Raw genomic sequence first — 19640 nt, 5'->3', positions numbered from 1 at the left:
TTACCTCTTTGTCTTGGCTATGGCTTGCACCACCATCTATGGTTAGGCTTCCTGTTGGGCTTGTTTGGTCTAGGATTATTGTGTCTGTGTAGGTTGATGTGTTTGAAGCATAGTCCCTTATCTGGTAATAAATTGTATAGGTTCCTGAGGTATTTGTTCCAATATTGTAGATTTTGGTTGCTTGTTTATCTTCCCAATTTGTCCAATAGTCTGTATTGGTTGCGTATCTTACCTTATCAATGCCTGATGTTTCATCATGGTAAGTCAGGGTTAGGGTTATTGTTTCCTGGTTTGTGTATGGGTCGTTGTTATTGATTATTATGCTTCCATAGGGTGCTATTGTGTCTAAAATTATGGAATCAGCTATTGTGGTTGTGTTTGAGGCAAGGTCAATAAGCCTTGCATAAAGCCATTTTTCTCCATCGCCTATGGTTAATGAATATGAGCCTTGCGTTTGTGTTATTGCCTGCCAGAATACATTATCTTGGGAGATTTGGTAATAATTTGCCCCTTGGGAATAGATGGTATAGGTTATCGAGCCTGTGTTTGTGTAGGTTGCATTATTGTTTATTGTAATGCTTCCAGATGGCTGGATATTGTCAATAACCACGCTATCGGTTAGGGTTGCTATTCCTTTCTTTCCCGATGTGTCAATTAGGCTTATCTTTACCGAATATGTTCCGTCAGAGGCTGTGTAGAGGATAGTAATTGCTTGTGTGCCATAGATGGCTGAATTTGAACCAGATAATCCCGATAAAGATTCCCTTCCAATCGTGGTTGTGCCATTGGTTATCTCAATTACCAAGGTATCTGGGTTTGCCTCAGTATAGGAATAAGCAATATCCACGATTGAGCCTGCTTTTTTGTAGACAGTCTTGGTGCCATCAACCGCGATTACACCAAGGGTTGGCGTTGCATTGTCAATGGTAATATTGGTATGGGTGTCGGTTCCCAATGTATTTGTTCCAAAGGCTACCCCCCTTACCTGATAGCCTGAGCGATCAATAAACCTATTTGTATCCCAATCCAGAGCATATCCCCCAGCGGGATTTGTAGTTGAGCCAAGGGTTGACCAGGTTGTTCCACTTGAGATTGAATAAACGACATATTGGGTATTATCTGGCCATTTGGATAAATTTAGGGTTTGTATTCCTGAGATAATTGACATTGAATAGGGCTTGTCTAAGACAACTTGACCAGCAGATAGGTCAACATAGAATGAGAAATTAAGCTGGTTTGCAAAATTTCCTGCATTGTCAGCTACATCTACGCTTACATTATGAATCCCTTGAGAAAGCGGGCTGGTTATCTTATAGGTTATTGAGCCAGAGGTTGCTTGAGCTTCTATTATCCTATTTCCATCAAGCCTCATTATCGCTGTCTGGGTGCTTATGCCAGAGAGGAGGTCATTGTAATAGGCAACAATTGTTGGTGTATCAGTTCCAATGGTTCCGGTTGGGCTAGGCGATATAATATTGGGTGAGGTTGTATCAAGGATTATCGTATCTGATGAGGTTGCTCCCTCATTACCTACAGCATCCTTTACCTGATAATAAACGGTCTTTGTCCCATCACCGGCAGATGATAGATACCAGGGCTTTGAGGACAAGACCTGGTCATAACTTGTCCAGATAGAATTCAAGCCATCATCTTTATATCTTGCTTGGGAAACGCCCGAATAGTCATCAGAATAATTGCAATAGAGAACAACATTCCTTGAATTGGTAAATTCTGGCTCAGAGGGCGAGATTGTAGCATCCTCCTCTGCCCCCCATCCTTGTAGGGTTGGCATATTCTGGGTAAATTTTCGCCTTTCATAATGTGCCCTAATCTCGGAAGCTGACAATGCACGGTTGTAGATGCGGGGTTCGTCAATGGTGCCGTTGAAAAAGTATTGCCCAACATTAGTTGTAGCTATCTGAAATCTTTTGCCAGCAGTATCAATACTTCCTATATTTCCTGTATTATCTATCACTCCATTCACATACACTCCCGTATTTGCTCCATTAGCAGAAATTGCTATATGATACCATTGGTTTGGAGAAAATACTTTGTTGGTTTCAATAGTTCCACCAGAACTCGTAAACTGTAATTTATTCCCAACAAACCACCATTCCCAACCCCCCCCTTCCCATTTTGAAAGCACAGTTCTGTAGTTCTCTGTACCCTTCGGATACATCCATACTTCCACCGTAAAAGGTCCTGTAAATATATTCAGAGAAGGTGAATCCATTACAATTACATAATCCCCCACCCCATTAAAGGCTAATGAATTCCCTATCGTATATGTTGAATTAGGCACACCATCCCACCTTCCACCATCAAAGCCATTCCAGGTCGTGCCATATCGGCTCCCATGGTTATTATTCCCTGAGCTATCGGTTAATTGCCCAATCCCTTCATCCATATGCCACACACCTACACAGCTTCCATCAATGCCATAATCCTTGGGAAAGGTATTATCAAGGCTGGTTGCACTACCTGCGCTTGAACTTCCATAATACATATAAACATCCACCAGATTTGGAGAGGCAGGAATTACTGGGATTTTTAGCCATACAGTAGCAGAGCCAGAGGTTGTATAGGTTTGAACCCAGTAGGAAATAGGTGTTACACCATCATAGGCGGTAAATCTTAGGTCGTCAAAATCATTCTGCATATCAGAATCGTAGGTTACGGTAATTGATGCCTGGAAATTGGTTAATTGCCCATCAGGAGAGCCTTGAAAGGTAAGCTTCTTTCTCTTTGTAAAGCTGGTATTCCACCAATAGATTGGTGCATTTATCCTTATTGAACAAGTGGGTGAGCCTAAATCAAGGGTGATAAAATCAGCCAATAACTTTGTGTTCCCTGCCTTATCCCTTATCTCATACCAGACAGTCTTATAGCCAGAAAGGGTTGGAGAACCTAGGGTAATGTCATAATTGGCTGAGGGAGAAAGCCAGGGGGTCCAATTTGTCCCATCGGTTCCATAGCGGACATCAGAAACGCCTGAGGTATTATCATCATAGGTAAGATAAAGCCTGACATTAGCATTGCCGGTGTAGGTTGCCCCTTGGTTTATTTCAATTGTTCCTAAGGGTGGGGTATTATCCAAGATTACGCTTGTCTGTCTACTTGAGGTATTTCCTGCAAGGTCATCGGCTTTTACAATAATGCTTATATTCCCATCTACTACGGTATTTGTTCCTGAAATTGTATATGTTCCTTGGTAGGTATATGTTCCAGTAAGTGTCCAGGTGGAAAGATAAAGGCTAAAGTTAATGGGTCCATTTGAGTCTAGGGCTGATAGGTCTGCCTTTAAAGTGTATGAGCCAGAATCTAAAACCGCGGTTAAGGTCATTGTGTCAGAATCTTTGTAATAATCTTTATCAGTATCAACTAAAATAAATAAGGGTGGTGTTCCATCAACCTTGACGGCATTTGTCTGGGTTTGTGATGATGTATTTAAAGCCTTGTCAATTAAAGTAAGGATTAAGGAATATGAACCCTCGGGAGCAGAGCTTGAGATTGCAAGGGTGATTGTTCCTGTAATTGTTCCCGAGGGCAAGACAACAAAGTCAGCAATAGCTATGGTGGTCGTGCCATCCCAAACTTTTGCCGATAATTTATCTGGGTTTGCCTCAGTGTAAGAATAGACAATGGTAATAATATCCCCTGGCTTTGCCCAGATATAATTGGCGGTGGTGGGTGAAATAATGGTAAGGGTGCCTGGGGTGTTGTCAATTTCAACTCTAACCGTATCGGTTGCCTGGGATGAGCCAGCGGAATCAAAGCATTCCGCAAAAATGCTCCAGGTTCCATCTGTAAATGTGCCAAGCTTTGTATTCCAAAGATACTCAAAGTTAAACGGTGTTGCTCCCGAACCAAGGTAGACAATTGTCCTTGTTCCCAACTCGGCACTTAAACTATAGGTTGCACCTAAAGTATTTGAAACCCAATATTCAACCCTTCCTGGTGTTTCGGCACAGCCAATCCTTATAGATGTTGTCCCAAAAACCAGGGCATTCTCCAATGGTGTATCAATCCAGAATAGCCAGGGCTCAGACTCAAGGGAAACAACATGGCACCTCTCTGATTGGAAGGAGAATTCCAAAGGCACATCAAGCTCGGAATCCTCAATGACTGTAAGGATTCTATCCATAACCTTGCAGTTAAACCTTCTAACACTTGAATTCTCAACCGCATCAGACTTTATCTTAACAACAACAAAGTATGTTGTTTGAGTATTCCCCGCTGTTGTTTCATTTTCTAAAAATGTAAGGGCAAAAGTGCCATTGTCATTCCAAGAATCAAGGGTTGTATCAGACACAACCACTGTATCCCCTGTTTCCCAAGAGCCATTATTGTTTGTATCGCGATAGATATAGACACCAGCAAAAAGGCCTTTTGCCCCAAGCTTTGTAATGGGAATATCGCCATCTACATTTTGGGCAAAATTCAGGGTAATTGTTGCAAACTCAATAAGCTCGGCTGTTTGCGTGCCATTGTGTGTCAAAACAACCTTAAGGAGGTCATTTATCTCACCATTGCTCATTACAGCAGGGGTTTGGGGTGCTGAATCTGTGCAAACAAGGCCTGGATTTACCGGGATGGCTGTAATGGGTGTTGATGTTCCTTGGGTTGATGCTGTATGTTCTAATGGTATGAGATTTGCTGGGTCTCTTATGAGACATCCAGATGTTCCAACGATTGTTGCCCTGAATGTCCTTGTTAGAGAGCCTGAGGCATAGGGTTTTAGCTTTACAGCAAGGGTAAATGTTCCTGTTGTCTGGGTTGCAATCCTGTTATTTGCTGTTATCCCAATTGTCTGTGTTCCATCTGAAAATGAGCTAATATTTCCTGCAATTAAACTATCCCCTCTATAAACCCTGATGTATTCAAACAAGGAACTTGCGTTTGTAAGGCTACCCCAGCTTGTATATGAGCCTTCAAGGTAGAATGTAATGGTTGACACCTCAATGGCAATAGCCCCTGCTGTTCCATTGTGCCTTACATCAATCTTTAAAATCCCTGTCTCTCCGCCATCCTTTAGATAAACATTACCTTGATAGGTATATGTTCCAAAAGCAAATGGCACATTATCAGTGACGGTTGCGGTTGGGTTGATTGGGATTATGTAGAGAATGGTGGAATTTGAGCCATTTGAGTTTGCATTATGCCTTAATCTTAATTGGCTTATTGTGTCAACAATAGAAATGTAGGGGTCTGTGTATGGGTATGTTGTATCAGCTGTTCCTGTTGTTGAGCCAAGGAATGTCTTTGTCTGGGTTGCAGAGGCATCGGGTTTCATATCAAAGACAATAAAGAATGTCTTGCTTCCTGCCCCTCCTATTTCATTATTTTGGGTAAGAGCAAGTGTTCCAATGCCATTATTTAATGTAAGGCTTGTTGTCTGGGTAGAAATTTGGGTGTCAAGTAATGGCTCCCATATATCATTACCATTATCAACAAAAATAGAGATTGTTCCAAAGAGCTTTGAGAATGTATTTAATGGATTGGTTGTATTTGAGCCAAGCCATATTCTTAAGGAATTAAGGGTAATTGAGCCAGAGGTAAGCGAGCCATTGTGAAGCACATCTATCCTTAAGATTGCTGTCCCTGTGGCAGAATCCTTTACCGTAAGGCTTCCTTGATAAATATAGCTTGATGTTGCAATGTCAAATACCTTAATTGTTGGGTCTTTGGGAACAGCGGTTGTCTTTGTGGAGGTTCCTTGAACGAGGGTATAGCTTAATGGGGTATCAAGCTCTCTATCCTCAATGATGGTAGTATCCAAAATGGTGGCAAAGAATGTCTTTGTTCCTAACCTTGAGGCATCCTTTTCCATTTTAACCACAAGGAAATATGCCTGTGTCCCCTGTCCAGAGACAGAACAAGAGCCATAGCCATCAATGAGGGTTATGGAGAGGGTTCCATTGTTTGATAATGTTCCATTTTCACCTAGTGTAATACTACCAACCTCAACATCATTTTCTGTCCATGTTCCAAACGGCGATTGTGAATCAGCATAGACAGAGATTACCTTAAATAAATTATCTGCGGTTTCAGAGCCTAGTGTGGTTGTTCCAAAACCAGATGTGCCAACCTCATAGAACTTTGTTGTAAGCGTGGCAAATTCAATCTCTCTTGATGTTTGAGAGCCATTGTGTTTTAAAACAAGGGTTAAGATGTCATCAATATCATAATCCCTGATTACCAAATCATTGGGGGCAGAATCTGTAATTGTTAGGGTTGGATCTTTGGGAATGGCGGTAATCTTTGTGGATGTTCCTTGATTTGAGCCTGTATGCTCAAGGATGATTAAATTTGCTGGGTCTCTTATGACAACACCAGATGTTCCAACGATTGTTGCCCTGAATGTCCTTGTTAGAGAGCCTGAGGCATAGGGTTTTAGCTTTACAGCAAGGGTAAATGTTCCTGTTGTCTGGGTTGCAATCCTGTTATTTGCTGTTATCCCAATTGTCTGTGTTCCATCTGAAAATGAGCTAATATTTCCTGCAATTAAACTATCCCCTCTATAAACCCTGATGTATTCAAACAAGGAACTTGCATTGGTAAGACTACCCCAGCTTGTATATGAGCCTTCAAGGTATACGGTTAAGGTTGCTAATTCTATTGCAATTGCATTTCCTGTCCCGTTATGCCTTATTTCAATCTTAAGAATGGTTGTCTCAGAGCCATCACGCAGGTAGACATTATTATTGTATGTGTATGTGCCTTGGGCATAAGGCACATAGTCAGATATGGTGGCGGTGGGGTTGACAGGAATAATGTATAATATTGTGGAGTTTGAGCCAAAGCTATCACTTGTAAAGGTTGCATATCTTATCAAAGAGCCAGTATCCAAAATCTCAGGATAGGTATCAGAAGGCTTGGTTGATATTGAGCCAACAAATGTCTTTGTCCAGGTAGCCGAAGCATCGGGTTTCAGATCAACCTGCAAAATATATGTCTTTGAACCTGCTGCGGGAATTTCATTGCTTCCTGTAAGGTTTAATGTTCCAATACCAGAGGAAAGCAAGAAATTGGTTGATGAGCCAACAATATTTCCTTCACAAACTAAAGAGATTGTTCCAATAATTGTGGCTGATTGGGTTGAATTAAGGCTATTCGTTGTATCAGACCCAAACCAGACCCGCAAGGATTTAAGGGTGATTGAGCCGGCGGTCAAAGAGCCATTGTTAAATACAATAATTTTAAGCAATCCCACAGAAGAAGAGCCATCCTTTACTGTCAAAGAGCCAGAATAAACATAGGACGATGTTGCAATATTATGAACCTTGACTGTCGGCGTTGCCACAATAGCAGTAATTGTTCCCGAAAACCTTGGATTATTTGCCTCGCCATGGCAAGCAGTCAAGGGAAGGGGGCCCTGGTCATCCCAGGCTGACTCGCAATAGACATCCTCGTATGGACGAAGGGTTGATGTTCCCTCATAGATTGATGCCTTAAAGGTTTTTGTCCCATAGGAAGATGCTGTCCCCTTAAGAAATATCACAAGAAAATATGTTTTTGTGCCTTGACCACCAGGTTGTAACAATGTATATGTGCCAGGAGCTGTGTCCGTCCCTTCTGGAAGCGTCATAGTCATTGTTCCGCCTGGGCTTAAGGTAAATGTGGTAACACTCGCAACCTCCTTATCCTCTGAAATGGTAAATGAACCATTGTGGTCATAGTCATAGTAAAGGGTTATCGTAGAAAATAGCCTATTCGCATCATCTGTGGTCATAGAGCCAAGTAAAGTTGCCCCAGGTGTTCCCGAATAGAAGGTAATCGTAAGGGTTGAAAACTCACCCGGCTGGGCACCTATAGTCCCAATATGACAGACATCAAGCCTTAATATACTCGCATAATTGCCATCAATCAAGGTATATCCCGAATAATCCCTATCTATCCATACCGCCGGGTCTTCCAAAACAGCCCAAATAGTGGTTGAGGTAGCACCCTGGCTATATGAAACAAGATCAAGCTGATTGTTTGAATTTGCATCCTCTATCCTTATAGAAGATGTTGCAATGCTTATGGCAAAGCTTCTTGTTCCAGATATCCCCCCAAGACCACTTGATGTCCCATAAAGCTCTAATACCACAAAATATGTCTTGCTCCCCATTTTTTGGGTTATCTGGAAGTTCTTATCCCGATCATTGGATACCCATATTGTCTGGGTTCCCGAAGGAGAAAGGTCAATCCCTGGAGATGCTACCAAAAGATCACCCGAATCATAAACATTGTTTGGATTTCCGTAGTCTACATATATCCACATATTCTTAAAAAAGCCTTTTGCCCAAGCTGGATCCATAGGCTTACTGAGCGTTCCATAGGTGAAATTAAGGGTAAATGCCCTAATCCTTATATTAGCAGAATTTTCCCTTGGATCAAGGTGTTGCACCTTCAATCTTAAGATAGCCATCTTATCATTATCAGAAAAAATAGGAGGGGATAGAACCATATCCGTCAATGTGGCAACCGGATTAGCCGGCCTTGCCTGGAGGGTGCAATGGGTAGAGGTAGCAACATTAGAGGAGGCTAAAGAAAGTAAGATTTCATCTTGATAAGACAATAATATTGCATCACTTCCATTACACTCTGCTGTAAAATGGGGAGGATTTACACCTGATCCCGTAGGAGATCCTTCTACAACAAGGAAAAACAAAGCTTGGGTGCCTGCGGTAATTGTTCCATTAAGAAGATCAGTAATGGTTATTGCCATTGTTCCATTATCGCTTAATGAAATATTTGTATTTGTAATGGTTGCAATACGGAGGTCATCGGGTGTCCATGTTCCCGCTGGATTTAGGGTGGCTGATGCAAGGTCTCTATAAATAAATATCTTTTCAAATAATTTACTTGCTGTCCCTGTAGTCATAGAGCGTGTGCCACTATATGGAGATGGGGGTGGTGGAAAACCAGAGTGGTCATAAGAACAAAATCTAATGGTTAGGGTTGAAAGAAGGACTTCACCCGCACTATATGTTCCGTTGTTTGTTATAGTAATAGTAAGAAGGTCTTCGAGCTGGGATTCACTCATCATTGCCTCATATATCGGCTCATCCCACTCCCCCCCTCCATATCCAGGGGCTATGGCTAGACTATTTCTTACACTAATTGAGGGATTAAGCGGAATTGCCGTGGTTGTTCCCGATGTCCCTGGATTGCTTAAGGGGGTAAAGGGAAGGGGATATTCAGAGCTCTCATCCTCAATCCTAACCTCTTCGGGATGGACAGAGGCACAGAATGTATGGGTTGAATAGCCAGATGCGGTTCCGGTAAGGGAGATAACCAAGAAATATGTTTGTGAGCCATTTGCTGTAATGGTTGAGTAAGCCGCACCCTCGGGAATGGTAATTTTTGTTATGCTTCCAAGGGTATAAAAGATGGTCAATGTCCCGTTATTGGGATATGTATCTCCCTTACATAGATATAGAGCCTTAACTAGGCTTAAAACATCATTGTCAGACAAGGGGGTAATAGAATTTGAGCCAAAGAATCTTGTGCTTATGGTGGCAAGTTCAATAAGACCCGCGCCAATTGTCCCATTGTTATAGATGGTAATCTTTAAAATATCGTCGGTTTCATTATCCTTCATCGTCCAAGGCGAGGTTGAGCCTACCTTGATTGTTGTGGATGTTGCAATCGCAGAGCAGATTGTAGATGTTGTTCCAAAGGATGCGTCATCAAGCTCTAATCCAATGCTATCGTCTTTTATCACGATGGTAGATGTCGCTATGGTTGCCGTAAATGTATCTTTGCTTGCTCCCGATGCTGTGCCCAATAGGGAGACAACCAAGAAATATGTGGCAGAGCCATTTGCCCCTATTTTTGTTTTATCGCCTGACAATGCAATTGTCCCGTTGTAGCTTGAAATATTGGTAATTGAGCCAACAATGCTTCCATCACAATAGAGAGAGATTGTTGAAAATAAAATTGGGCTTGCTGTGCCTGCGGAAAATATTGCCCTACAGGAGCTAAAGGTAATTGTCCCAGCGGTTTGTGTCCCTTGGTTATAGACAACCATTTTTATAATGTCATCGCTTAAGAAATCTGTTATGGTAGAAGGGGCGGTGTTATACGCCTCAAATTTTGGCTTTTTAGGAATACAGGTTACAAGACCCGATGTCCCCTGGGTAAGGAAGGTATCAAGCAAAACCAGAAGCTCATCATCCAAAATTATTGGGCTATCTATTAGCCTTACCCTGAATGTCCTGGTAGCATAGCCTGATGCATCCTCCTTTAGCTTTACAAAAAGCCAGTATGTTATTGAGCCCTGGGCAGAAATCTTTACATTTGAGTCATTGGCAAAGGTAAAGCTAACTGTCCCATTATCGGAAAGGGTTCCTATGCCATAAAGGGTGGTTGATCCCATAGTAATGGTTGCAATAGCATACCCATTGGTTGCGGTGGCAATCCACATCCTATCAAAGAGCTTGCTTGCGGTTTGTGAACCCATTGTATTTGTTCCCTCTAAAAAGGAAAATGTCATTGTAGAAAGCCTTATTGTCTCACCAGAGCCTTCATTTTTTATCAAGACCTTAAGCAGATCATCGCTTTCTCCATCCCTAATCCAATTAGGAGCCGTATCGCTTGCAGTAGCCGATGGGTTTATTGGGATTGCCGTAACTGGGGTTGAAGTTGCTATACTTGAATTTATATTCAAAAGCAAAAGGTCATTACCCTCATCCTCAATAAATACGGTATTTGTTCCATCAATCGTTGCCCGATAGGTTCGGGTTGCTTGGGCTGAGGCATCTGGATTTAATTTTACCACAAGAAAGAATGTGGCAGAGCCGTTTGCCGTAATTGATGCCTGGGTTAAATTATCGGGAATGGTAATTGTGCCTTGATTGGCAAGGGGTGTGATTTCTCCAATCTGATAATCTAATGAAGACCAGGTTCCGCCGCCATCCATATCCCGCCAGATGGTAATTGAGCCAAATAAAGACGAAATATTGGTAAGCGAGCCCCAATTTAGTGCATCGCTCTTTGAACCCTCAAAATATGCGGTTAATGTGGCAAGCTCAATATATCCTGCATTGGTTGTCCCATTGTTATAGATAGTAAATTTCAAGAGGTCGCCTAAGGAGGCATCCTTCTGATAATAGGGGTTTCTGTAGGTAAAGGTTGGGGTTGCCACAGAATTGGCAACCGAGACGCTTCCTGAAACTGGGATTGTATGGATCATTTTGGAATTTGAGCCAAAGCTTGTGCCATCAAGATGTAGCCTGATATTATCATCTGTATCAACCATAAAGGGATATGGGTTATCAGATGGAAGGGATATTGAACCAACAAAGGTTTTTATGGGTCTTGCCGAGGCAGTTTTAAGAAGCTCAACCCAGAGGATGTATGTTCTGCTTCCTTGAGGCCCAATGATATTCTCACTTACCAGGGTAAATGTTCCAATGCCATTTGAAAAATTAGTCATTGTGGCAACCCTTGTGCCTCCATAAAACAAAGAAATTGTCCCAAATTCTTGCTGTAGCTCACTTGCAGACATGGGCAAAGTTTCCTTGCTTCCAAACCATACCCTTAATGATTTTAAGGTAATTGAGCCAGCCCCAGAAATTCCCTTATTTTCTACAACAATCTTAAGTATTGAGGTAGATGAGCCATCAGCCAATGTCCAAGTTCCAGCCACATTGTCCCAGCAAGAGACAATGTCATAAACAGAAACAAGGGGCTTCACAGGGATTGCTGTAATATATGTGGATGTTGCACCATTTAAACTATAATCCAAAACCTTTGGGTCATATTTTGCATCCTCAATAATTACATTACCTGTGCCAATAGCGAAGGCAAAGGTTTTTGTTGAATATCCAGATGAGGTGCCTGTAAGATAGGCAGAGAGAAAATAAGTCCTTGAGCCATTTGCAGTTATGGTGCAGAAATTATTTCCATCTAGCAGGGTAAATGAGATTGTCCCAAGGCTAGAGATGCCATCAAAATTTGTCAGGCTTCCCACCTCAACACCCGATGCTTCATTAAGGGTTAGGCTGCCAAACAATGACTTTGCTGTCTGTGATGATGCAGGAAGTCCATCTGATAAAATCTTAAGCGTCAATGTTGCAAACTCAATAGCTCCGGCAGAAATTGTCCCATTGTTGGTTATTGTTATTTTCAATGTCCTTGTCCCCATCCCATCCATCAGTGTATTTGTCCCAACAACATTCTCTACCAAAATACTTGGGTCTCTAGGGATTGCCTTTGTCCAGCTTGATGTTCCTGAGATGCAGGTATCTGTCCCAGAAACCTCATTCCCTGGATTATTTGCGTCATTCAAAATAATGTATGTCCCTGTCCCACCCCCTGTAATATGAACGCTTGCCTCAAATGTCCTTGTTGCTTGACCTGATGCGGTTCCTATAAGCTCGGCAACCAGATAATATGTCCCAGTTCCCGTGAACCTTCCGCCATTTATTTTGCCAATTGGTTCAATCCATGTATTGGTATCATTGTGCCTAAAGGTAAATGATAGGCTTCCATTATCAAGCGAAAGGTTGTTGTTTGTTATGCTTCCAATCTGAACAATATCCTCTGCTGTGTATGTTCCTGTTCCCGTAAGCGTCCCATCGGCAATCACATAGAGGGTCTTAAAGAGATTCCTTGCCTCCTGGGTAGTCATATTTTGTGTTCCAGCAAAGTAATCTCCAGAGGTTCTAAATCTAACCGAAAGGGTTGAAAACTCAAAGGTTGCTGCATCAGCTTGCCCTAGATGGACAATCTGAATCCTTAACAAGGCATCCTTATTTGTATCTTTAAGATAGCCTGGGGCAATATCGGTAATGCTCCCTTTCCAATAGACATCATCCGGGTCATTTTCAATGGTTAATAAGGTTGAGGAAACCGTAGAGACAGAGACCATATCAAGCCTTATATCATCCCTTTTATCCTCAACAATAGATTGGTCGCCATCAAAGAAGACCTTAAAGGTGTTTGTCGCATAAGAATGGGCATTATCCCTTATCTTGACACAGAGAAAATAATAGATTGTGGTATTGCCGGTTCCCTTTACATTCTCATCGCCATCGGTAAAGTTTATAACCTGAAACCCACCGGAAAAACTAAGATTCTCATATGTAACACTTCCCACAATGGTTGTATCATTCCATGTTCCATCACCATTATCATCACGATATAGGGCAATTCTCTCAAATGTATTTGTGCCATCTTCTGTAGTTAATGGCTTATTCCCGCTCTCATCCGAAGTTAGCTTTATGGTTATTGAGCCAAATTCAATATAGCCGGCATTAGAGACACCATTGTGGGTCATTGAAATCCTTAAAACATCCTCCTCCTCCTTGTCTGATATTGTTGGAGGATCCGGATGACCAGCTGAGCCAGGGGCGGTATCAAGGCCATCCACCCTTGGATTTACAGGGATTGGTGTAATCTTATATGACGATATTGTTCCAGAATAATAACCTACACCGGATGCAATGTCTGTATTTGCATCCTCTATGCTAAATCCTGTAGGAGAACCAGAGATATCACCATCGCCAAGAAATACAGAGAATCTACGAGATGTCTGGGTTGATGCGTCGTCTCTCAATTGAACCCTTAAGTAATATGTCTTTGTCGCTTGAGGATTAATTTGGGTTCTTCCATAATTTGCCCCATCTATAAGGACAATGGTTACAGTTCCCTGTGAAGTATAGTTCCAATTGGTTGTGCAATCATTATCATAATTATCATATATCCTTACATTATCAAATAAAAGGCTTGGATTAGTATCAGCCCCATTTTCATCAACAAATTTTACCGTAACAGAGGCAAATTCAATCGCTGCATCAGATGATTCTCCCCTATGAGCTATCTTTATCTCTAAGATTTTCTGCCAGGAGGTATCGGTTGCCACATAAAATGGGTCACGAAAGGCAAGGGTAAGCGAGCCAATGGTAACATCAGCCAAGGGAGGCTCATCTTGACATAAAACCTTAGCCGATTGTATTGTCTCTGTGCCAATGTGGGAAAGGATAACCCGTGTAGATGAGCCAATGACAATAGGGTAATTTCTCTCATCTATTGTTGCCTGGAATGTATTTGTTGTTTGTGTTGCTGCTTGTTCCCTTAATTCCATAACAAGAAAGTATGTCTTAGAGCCAAGGGCTGGAACCTGGATGCTTGAGCTTCCTTCAGTAAATCCAAAGCTTATTGTCCCACTATCTAATGATATAGCTTGGCTTCCTATCTTAAAAACACAATCTGTATCAACCAATGGCTCATAGGTGGCATTGCCATTATCAAGATAAATGTATATCCATTCAAAGAGGGCTTGGGCTTGGGTTGTAGTTAATGGATTGCTTCCATCCGTAAGCTTGATTGTCAAGGTGGCAAATTCAATTGCCTGACCTGCCCCTCTATTGATAAGGTCAATCCGCAAGACATCCTCCTTTTCCCTTCCTCCATCGGTCATTGTTGAGGTTCCATCTGCATAAGGGGGATAGCGATATGGGCCAATAGAAGCATCATAAACCGCCACCTCAGGGTCTTGGGGAATTGCCTCTACCATAGTGGATGTTGCAAGGGAAGAATCGGATGTTAATGAAAGCAGGGTATCAATATTGTCATTGTCATCAATCATACAATCACCTTGTAAGGGATTGATGGTTGCACAATATGTCTTGGTAGTATAGCTTGAGGCATTGTTTTCTAAGGTTACAACCAAAAAGTATGTCTTTGAGCCATTAGCGGTTATTGTAGCACCTATTGCCCCATCCATATTGGTGATTAAAGTAATTGAGCCTATTGTTGTTGCAAAACCAACCATTGTATCTGTTTGGGTATCATATTTGCCATTAGCATTGCTATCTAAAACACAAGCCACACTTTCAAATAAATTGCTTGGATGAGTAAGGGATTGTGTTCCATCACTTGTAAAGTGAATAGTTAGGGTGGAAAGCTCAATTTCTCCAGCATTGGCTATTCCATTGTTATAGACAACCATCTTTAATAAATCCCCCCTTTCGGTATCCTTTTGATAATATTTCCCATTTTTGAAATAAAAATTGGGGCTAGTTATAACGCTATCAGAAACAACCACCTTTGGCTGGACAGGGATTGCAGTAGTTAAAGCCGATGTCCCAGATTGACCAGTATTTTCCAAAATAATAGAAGACAAAGAATCTTTTACAATGGCTGTTTGTGTTGAAACATAAGCCCTAAATTGCCTGGGGCTATTTCCAGAGGCAGTTCCTAAAAGCGAAAGGGATAAAAAGTATGTCCTTGAGCCATTTGCAGAAATTGTATTTTCCAAAGAGAGGCTAATTGTCCCCCATCCCTGATTGTCTATAAACGACGCTGTCTTTGAGCCAACAATCGTTGTGCCATAGTATAGGGCAACAGTCCCAAATAGATCGCCAGCTTGGACAGTATTAAGCCCAATAAACCTTATTCCAATATCAGAGAGTGTAATTGACCCTGCACCTAATGTCCCATTGTTTTTTACATCTATGCCCAAAATATAGCTACTTGTTCCATCTGTAATTGTCCCAAAGGAGACATCATAGACATTTATACTTGGAGAAACAGGGATTATTGTTGCTAGAGTTGATGTTGCAGGGGTCATATTTAGCTCTAAATAAACATCGTCATTTGCTGCCTCAACAACGGAGTTTGTATCTGTTCCAACATAGCAATTAAATGTCTTTGTTGAATAAGAAGATGCTGTGCCTAATACCTCAAAAACAAGGTAGAATGTCTTTGAACCTTGACCTTGAATTTGGGTTTGGCTATTCTCTGGTAGGGTTATAGAAAATGTCCCATTCTGACTTAATGTAAATGTTGTGATGCTTGCAATCAGGGTATTTGTCCCATAAAGGGATATTGTCCCAAATAGCCTTTGGCAATCTGTTGATGTAAGTGGTGATGCTCCATTTGTAAGCCTTGCCGAGAGGGTGGCAAATTCAATTGCCCCGGCAGATGCTACACCATTATGCTTAATAAAGATGGAAAGGATGGCAGAGGTTCCTAAATCCTTTATTTTGGAAATCCCAAGGTCAGATACGACAAAATCGGGATTTACCGGCACAGCCAGGCAAAGGGTTGAGGTTTCTGAAGTTGATGTTTGGCTTGCTGAAATTTGCTCATCTGTATTAAAATCCTCAATAATCACGGTTTCTGTTCCAATCCAGGCATTAAACCATCTTGTCGGTGTTCCAGAGGCATCGGCTTTCATAGAAACAGCAAGGAAATATGTCTTAGTTGACGCCCCATCTATCCTTGTTGTATTTGAGCCATCCTCAAACCCAATGCTCATTGTCCCCTCAGGGCTTAAGCTTATGTTGGTTATATCCTTTATTAGGGTATCCGTGCCATATACCCTGATGCTTGAAAACAAAGAGGAAGCAGAGCCAGAATTTAAGGGTCTTGTCCCATCTGTCCATCTAATAGAAAATGTGGCAAGCTCAATTGCGGCATCGGTAATCGTGCCAGTATGGATAATATCTATTCTTAAAAGGTCATCTAAAGAGCCATCCTTTATTTTATAATCAGAGACATTATTTGTAATCACAATCTTTGGGGCTGGTGCCCTTCCCTCTGCTGTGGTAAGGCTTGAGGTTATTGTCTCCGTTGGGTTTATGCTTAATGTCCCTTGGGTATTGTTATTTAAAATGACAAGGTCAGTGTCAACATCCATTGATGCCCTGAATGTCCTTGTTGCTTCTTGGGCTGCCCCATCTTTCACATAAACCACCAAGAAATACCTTGTGGTAGAGCCAGCTGAGATGGTAGAGGTGCAAGGAATAAGGGAATTAGCAGAAATTCCCGAGGTAAGAGAACCAATTTCACTATCACCTAGCCCAAATGAGCCATTGCCATTGTCTTTGTAAAGAGAGATTGTGCCAAATAAATTTGCGGCATTATTCAAAGGTGTTATCCCATCTGAGGTAAAATGCACCGTGGCAGTAGAAAGCCTTATGTTGGCAACCAAGGTTTGTGAGCCATCGTTATGGGAAAGGTCAATTACCAGCAAATCATCCATTTTTCCCTCGGTAATCTTTGCGGGAGCAGAATCTGTTGCGGTTCCTGTCGGATTCCTTAGGACAACATTAACCAGGGGGGTTGAGGTGCAGGGTTCGGTTGGCTGCAAAGAATAAATGCCATCATTTGGAATTCGGACAATAGATTCGTCTCCATCAATAATTACACAAAATGTGGGTGTGCCATAGGGATAAAGGTTTGTTGCACTTCCATTTAGCTCAGCAACCAAGAAGTAGTAATACCTGGATGTCTCAGTATCAAGGGGTGTATGGGAGACAAGCCCAATTGCCATTGTCCCATTGGTTAAATTAAAGCTTGTTACAGTTGCAACCTTTGTATCATCAGAGGGGCTCCATATGGTATCTGCGCTCCTCCAGAGAGAGAGATGTTTAAGGAGGTAAGAGGCAGATTGGGAATCCATAGGAGCCCCTAATGTATTGGTTGCCAATTTTATGGTAATTGTTGCAAGCTCTAATGTTGAGGTTGAGGGAACGCCAAAGTGGGAGAATGTAAGCATCAAGAGGTCATTTTGCTCTGAATTTGTCATTCTGTAGCTTAATGTAACCGTTGATACCTCAACCTTGGGGTCTCCTGATTGAACTATTATTGTAGTTGATGTTGCAACATTTATGCCTTTTACACCACAATTTATATCTGTGTTTGCATCCTTACAAATGGTATCTGTTCCCGATATTGTTGCATTGAATGTATGCGTTCCATTATCTCCTCCATATTCTGATGCTAAACCACCTATCTTTACACGAAGGGTATATGTGTTTGTAGAATTAGGGGACACCCAGCAATCAGGGTTATTGTCAGGAAGGTTAATCGTCATTGAACCATTGGGAAGCGTAGTAATCTCAGAGGTATTAGAACCAAAAAGCTCTGTCTCTGTAGTGCCAGAGGATAAGGAAACCCTTGATAAGATATTCTTAAAATCATCTATGCTTAAAGGAATTGAACCAGAGCCAAATACAACATCCAAGGAACAAAGCTCAATATCTGCATCCTTGCTATCCCCTGTATGAAAAACCTCAATCTTTAAAAGCTCTACCCTCTCCTCGCCATTGTATTTTGTAACCGGAGGGTCTCCTAAGACAAGGTTTGTTATAGTAATGTTTGGAGATGAGGGTGTGCCTTGAATAAGAATGGTAGTTGATGTTACAGGGTCTGTTGGATTTATGGTAAGTTGCTTGTTAGACGATGAGCCAATGATTATGCAGTCTATATCTCCATCAATCCTAAAGCTAAATGTGCTGGTGGCAAGTGTGCTTGCGGTTGCCCAGAGGGATGCCGAGATTGTATATGTCTTGGTTGAAGCAGAGCCAATCTGAAAGCTTGAATCCAAAGTATCAAAGGTAAAGATTGTCAGAGAGCCAATGTTTGTCTGGGTTATAGTTGCAATTCCTCCCTGATATAGCGTAATGGTTGAAAATAATTGCCTTGCATCCTTATCGCTCAATGTATTTGTCCCATCTAGCAAAGTAATGGTTAGGGTAGAAAACTTAATTGCCTCTCCTTGCGAATTATTGATAACATTAAGTTTTAGGATGCTCTCTGTTTCTCCCTCGGTCATCTTAGGAGGGCTTGGCGTATTGTCTAAAACCGAGACAGATGGGTTTGTTCCCATAATGGTAGTAATGGTTGATTTGACAATATCAGTGGTTGAACCTAAAAGCAAAAATCCATCCTTTGTCCAACATTTTGGATAATTCCTCTCATCAATTGTGGCAGAAAATGTATTTGTGGATGCTCCAGAAGCGGTTACGGTAAGTTCCACAACCAAAAAGTATGTCTTTGTGCTTGCTGCATCTATCCATGTATCTGTAGATGAGGCAAAATCAAAGGTCAGTGTTCCCCCAACAAGGCTTATCTCTGCATTTGTCTTTGTTCCTATCCTTGTCCCTTGATATACAACAAATAAATTTTTAAATATCGCCTTTGCATCATCGGTTGACAAAACATTGGTTTGGTTTTTGGTAAATTTTACCGTAAGAGAGCCAAACCTTATTGAACCTGCCCCTTCTATACCATTGTGTATAATATCTATCTTAAGGATATTGCTGCTTGTTCTCTCAACCATTGTTAAAGGTGCGACATCAGAAACATCTATAGTTGGCTCTTTTGGAATGCAGGAGACCATTCCAGATGAACCAGGGTTGGTTGAGTATATACCAATAGGTATAGAATTATCCCTAATGTCATTCAAACGGCAATCGGAATCAGGATCAAGGGTTAGGCTAAAGCTCGAGGGGGTTCTTCCTGAGGCACTCCCAAGGGTTTCAAAAACAACAAAGAAGTATTTTGTCTCTGAACCAGCAATGTAGGTCTGTGTTCCCGAAAGGCTTAATGTGCCTGAAAGGGTTGATGAACCAACCAGGGTATCATTTAAGCTAAAGATGGTATCAGTAGAGTGATAGACATAAGCCATTTTTATTAAGGATGAATCAAAGCTTAAGGTAATTGAGGCAAAGGTAATTGAGCCAGCGCTTATTGTTCCCTGATTGGTTACATTAAGCCTTATAATGTCATCAATTGCTGTATCAGTAATCGTGGTAGGCGATTGTGAATTATCCAGGGTTATGGTGGCAGTGGTTGGGATGGGGGTAATCTTGGCTGATGTCTTGGGAAGGGCTCCCGATATGGTGGTTGGAATAAAG

General features: G+C 41.6%; 1 protein-coding gene. It reads right to left on the bottom strand.

Features of this window, described 5'->3' with window-relative positions; translation table 11 throughout:
* The coding region (locus tag AB1630_00490; GenBank protein ID MEW6102290.1) for a DUF2341 domain-containing protein at positions 1–19640 on the bottom strand (19640 nt) is incomplete at both ends.

Source organism: bacterium, from assembly GCA_040753555.1.
GTDB lineage: Bacteria > UBA9089 > UBA9088 > UBA9088 > UBA9088 > JBFLYE01.
This window is presented reverse-complemented; position numbering and strand designations above follow the sequence as displayed.